Genomic DNA, 687 nt, shown 5'->3' with positions numbered 1-687 from the left:
GAAATTGGTTTTGTATTTGGGGAGCAATGGCGATGAAGCATCCTCACGATAATATCCGGGTAGGTGCGATCACTTTCGTCTACTCCGTTACAAAGCGAGGCTGGGTATTTCCCGGCCTTTCTGTTATCAGAAATCCCCTGAAAGCACAGCGGCTGGCTGAGGAGATAAATAATAAACGGGGGGCTGTATGCACAAAGCATCTCCTGTTGAGTTAAGAACGTGTATCGAGATGGCACATAGCCTCGCTCAAATTGGAGTCAGGTTTGTGCCAATACCAGTAGAAACAGACGAAGAATTTCATACGTTAGCCGCATCCCTTTCACAAAAGCTGGAAATGATGGTGGCGAAAGCAGAAGCAGATGAGAGAGACCAGGTATGACAACCACTGAATGCATTTTTCTGGCAGCGGGCTTCATATTCTGTGTGCTTATGCTTGCCGACATGGGGCTTGTTCAATGACACCTCAGCAAGAAAACGCCCTTCGCAGCATTGCCCGTCAGGCTAATTCTGAAATCAAAAAAGCCAGACAGCAGTTTCCGGATAAAAACGTCGATGACATTTGCCGTAGCGTACTGAAGAAGCACCGCGAAACGGTAACGCTGATGGGATTCACACCGACTCATTTAAGCCTGGCAATCGGCATGTTAAACGGCGTCTTTAAGGAACGATGAACATGAAAAGCAAAAT

Annotated in this window: 3 protein-coding genes; all 3 read left to right on the top strand. The window is 47.0% G+C overall.

The window, feature by feature from the left end; all coding sequences use genetic code 11:
- Positions 1 to 32 precede the first annotated feature (32 nt).
- The 3 genes from EQY_RS0117150 (at position 33) to EQY_RS0117135 (ending at position 671) form a co-directional block, all read left to right on the top strand.
- Positions 33 to 215, top strand: a complete 183-nt coding sequence (locus EQY_RS0117150; RefSeq protein ID WP_000682305.1) for a DUF1317 domain-containing protein — start codon at positions 33 to 35, stop codon at positions 213 to 215.
- Positions 188 to 379, top strand: coding sequence for a DUF1382 family protein (locus EQY_RS0117145; RefSeq protein ID WP_000548514.1), 192 nt, complete (start codon positions 188 to 190; stop codon positions 377 to 379). Before EQY_RS0117150 ends, EQY_RS0117145 begins: the two co-directional genes overlap by 28 nt.
- A gap of 76 nt (positions 380 to 455) precedes the next feature.
- Entirely contained in the window at positions 456 to 671 is a 216-nt protein-coding gene (locus tag EQY_RS0117135) for a hypothetical protein (protein ID WP_000188870.1), read from the top strand.
- Positions 672 to 687 lie beyond the last annotated feature (16 nt).

It is taken from the genome of Escherichia sp. TW14182, from assembly GCF_000208525.1.
Classification (GTDB): Bacteria; Pseudomonadota; Gammaproteobacteria; order Enterobacterales; family Enterobacteriaceae; genus Escherichia; species Escherichia ruysiae.
Note: the sequence above shows the minus strand (reverse complement) of the source record. Positions and strands in the feature narration are given on the sequence as shown.

Excerpts from the sequence above, each read along its gene's own strand:
- EQY_RS0117150 (WP_000682305.1), top strand. The coding sequence starts at position 33 with ATGAAGCATCCTCACGATAATATCCGGGTAGGTGCGATCACTTTCGTC.
- EQY_RS0117135 (WP_000188870.1), top strand. The coding sequence starts at position 456 with ATGACACCTCAGCAAGAAAACGCCCTTCGCAGCATTGCCCGTCAGGCT.
- EQY_RS0117145 (WP_000548514.1), top strand. The coding sequence starts at position 188 with ATGCACAAAGCATCTCCTGTTGAGTTAAGAACGTGTATCGAGATGGCA.